Below are 3,066 nucleotides of genomic sequence, written 5' to 3'. Positions count from 1 at the left end.
GTATGATTGAGCGAGAGCCACAGTTTGTTATCGCGCCACAGGTAAAACCAGCGCCGAACCGTCGAGACCGGCGGAAAGCAGGGYGGCAGCATTCGCCACGGCAGCCCCCCACGCAGCAGATAYAGGATCGCCTCRACGATCCGTCGCAGCGGCCATTTGCGCGGACGGCCTACGTGGGAGGGTGGCGGCAAGAAAGGTTCGAGCACCGACCATTCGGCATCGGTCAAATCGCTTGGCAAAGTCAGTCCCGCGCGGGCATATTGCGCCCGAGTGGTATCGGTCCACATCGTTGATCTCCGGAAGTTTGTTGCAAAACCCCTGAATCAACGACTGCCGCAAGCGTCAAGCTAACCCGCTGATACCACTCAACTTAGTTTCGGATCGGGCTCTTAGCTCGACTTTGTACGTTTTTGGTCAGGTCCAGGTCCAGAAGATGCTGTTTTCAGCGATGTGGTCGAGGGCCTGATCGAGTGGCAAGACGCATCCGCCCATATCGTCAATATCTTCCCATTGTCGCCGGTGTGACCAGTAGCCAAGCCTGACGTCGTCGCGCGTGCCGACAGGTTTGAGACGGGCGATCGGTGCCTCCGTTTCCAACAGGTAAAGGTGGTAGGCGCCCTTGTCCTCGTACCAGCCCACGCCGCCGCCGTTGGCCGCGTCGAAAGTTTCGATGCGCATAATGATTTCGTCGTCTTTCATGGAGCATCCATAGCTGCCTTCAGGTCACAGCGTATCCGATTCAACTGGCCGCATGGCAACAGCCCAAGCGTTGCGCCGTGCTTCGGTTAGGATTCCAAGCATGAGATGTTGGACCAGAACAAGGCCGTTATCGGCGATCCCGTCCCCCAGATCTTGCGCCAATGGCTGCAAGCATGGCGTCCCTGCTTTACGGCCCCCAGTTGGGAGCATGTACTCGTTCTTGTGATGGGCGGCCTGCTGGCCACCGGCAAACGAACCGTTACGTCTTGCCTGCGTGTGACCGGCCGAGCCCATGCTGCCAACTTTGCAACCTATCACCAGATCCTCAACCGTGCCCGCTGGAGCTCCCGTGCCGTTGCCAGGCGACTGCTCAGCATCGTGGTCGAACGGCTCGTGCCAGAGGGCCCTGTGGTCATCGGTATGGACGACACCATTGAGCGGCGATGGGGGCGCCGGATCACCGCACGGGGTATCTACCGCGACCCGGTCCGCTCCAGTCACGGCCATTTCGTCAAAGCCAGCGGACTGCGCTGGCTCAGCTTCATGGTGCTCACCCCGGTGTCATGGACCCGCCTGATCAAGGCACTGCCAGTCTTGACGTTGCTCGCTCCTTCGGAACGATCGAACCGTCAACGCGGCTGTCGTCATAAATTGCTGACGGACTGGGCCCGGCAGGGCGCGCTGCAGCTGTCTCGCTGGCTGCCGGGTCGGCGGATCATCTTCATTGGCGACAGCAGCTTTGCTGTCCACGAACTGGCACATGCGATCGTCCGCCGGGCCACACTCATCAGCCGACTGCGGCTCGATGCCAACTTGTTTGCACAGCCTGCGGGGCGAACGGCACGCACGATGGGGCGCCCCGCACAGAAAGGGCGAGCATTACCAAAACTCAAGACCCTGCTCGCCAATCCGGCGACACGCTGGACCAGCATTCTCGTCTCTGCCTGGTATGGCCATCTCAACGGCAAGACGCTCCAGATCACATCCGACATCGCCCTATGGTACAGGCCCGGCACCCCGGTCTTGCCGGTCCGCTGGGTCCTGGTTCGCGATCCTGACGGAAAGCGCGACCCGCAGGCCTTCTTCAGTACCGACATTACCCTCGAGCCCGCCGACATCATCGCCCTCTACGTCCGCCGATGGCAAATCGAAGTCACCTTTGCCGAAACCCGCGCTCACCTGGGTGTCGAGACACAGCGCCAGTGGACCGACAAAGCCATAGCGCGAACCACACCGGCGCTGCTGGGTCTCTACACTCTTATATCACTATGGGCCTGCGATCTGCTGACCAATAAAAGCACCCCGTATTCCGCCGCGTGGTATCGAAAAACCAGCCCGACATTCAGTGACGCCATCGGTGCCGTCCGCCTCCAGATCTGGGTCGGCGACATTAATCCACACTCCCCGCCGCACCGAGAAACGCACTATATTCCGACAACCCGCCTCGTACGTATGGCTCAAGCACTATGCTTCGCTACCTAATCGTACAAAGTCGAGCTTAGAGCCTGATTCATAATTATCCGATGAAATTTCATAGCCTTGCGATGCGGCGCGCGAATAGCTGTATGGAGGCTATGAACAGCCACGCATTTGCCGATGCGATGGTCCGTTCAAAGTCCTTTGCGAGCCGACGGTTGCGGTTCAGCCAAGCCAGTGTTCGCTCGACGACCCAGCGGCGCGGAAGAACCACAAAGCCTTTTGCACCATCGGATCGCTTGACGATCTCGACAGTCCATTTGCCGATACGCCGGAGCGCTTGCCTGAGCTTGTCGCCAGCGTAGCCGCCATCGGCAAAGACATGGCGCAGCATGGAAAGCGGTGGATGATTTCACGCAGGACCAGCGGCGCGCCGTCGCGGTCCTGAATGTCGGCGGTATGGATCACCGCATGAACCAAATGACCCTCGGTGTCGGTGAGGATGTGGCGCTTGCGCCCCTTGATTTTCTTGCCTGCGTCAAAGCCGCGCGGGCCGCCACTTTCCGTTGTTTTCACGCTCTGACTATCGATCACGCCAGCACTGGGCGAAGCCTCTCGGCCCGTCGCTTCACGCGCCATCAATAGCAGGGTATGATTGAGCGAGAGCCACAGTTTGTTATCGCGCCACAGGTAAAACCAGCGCCGAACCGTCGAGACCGGCGGAAAGCAGGGTGGCAGCATTCGCCACGGCAGCCCCCCACGCAGCAGATATAGGATCGCCTCAACGATCCGTCGCAGCGGCCATTTGCGCGGACGGCCTACGTGGGAGGGTGGCGGCAAGAAAGGTTCGAGCACCGACCATTCGGCATCGGTCAAATCGCTTGGCAAAGTCAGTCCCGCGCGGGCATATTGCGCCCGAGTGGTATCGGTCCACATCGTTGATCTCCGGAA

Annotated in this window: 4 protein-coding genes; 1 reads left to right on the top strand and 3 read right to left on the bottom strand. The window is 60.0% G+C overall.

The annotated features are described in order from the left end of the window. Positions 1–287: IS5 family transposase (locus BF95_RS24735; protein WP_043155440.1), on the bottom strand; the 287-nt coding region annotated here is incomplete at its 3' end. 127 nt (positions 288–414) lie between these two features. Beyond that, complete coding sequence (locus BF95_RS24730; protein ID WP_043153117.1) at positions 415–699, bottom strand: hypothetical protein; 285 nt, start codon at positions 697–699, stop codon at positions 415–417. Between the two features lie 105 nt (positions 700–804). Between BF95_RS24730 and BF95_RS24725 the strand changes: the two genes are divergently transcribed. Next, a complete protein-coding gene (locus tag BF95_RS24725; RefSeq protein WP_043155439.1) occupies positions 805–2,181 on the top strand; it encodes an IS701 family transposase in 1,377 nt (458 codons plus the stop codon). A 49-nt stretch (positions 2,182–2,230) separates the two neighbouring features. Here the strand turns inward: BF95_RS24725 and BF95_RS24720 are convergent. Then, positions 2,231–3,051 (bottom strand): IS5 family transposase gene (locus BF95_RS24720; RefSeq protein ID WP_152542926.1). Its coding sequence is split into 2 segments (ribosomal slippage): positions 2,231–2,508 and positions 2,508–3,051, totalling 822 coding nucleotides; the frame shifts between segments, so codons are not numbered across the junction. Positions 3,052–3,066: the final 15 nt, after the last annotated feature.

The organism is Sphingobium sp. Ant17 (genome assembly GCF_000588875.1).
Lineage (GTDB): Bacteria > Pseudomonadota > Alphaproteobacteria > Sphingomonadales > Sphingomonadaceae > Sphingobium.
The sequence above is the reverse complement of the archived record's forward strand: the minus strand, read 5'-3'. Positions and strand labels throughout refer to the sequence as shown.

Bases quoted from the DNA above. Each gene is read 5' to 3' on its own strand.
- BF95_RS24730 (WP_043153117.1), bottom strand. From the start codon at position 699: ATGAAAGACGACGAAATCATTATGCGCATCGAAACTTTCGACGCGGCC.
- BF95_RS24725 (WP_043155439.1), top strand. From the start codon at position 805: ATGTTGGACCAGAACAAGGCCGTTATCGGCGATCCCGTCCCCCAGATC.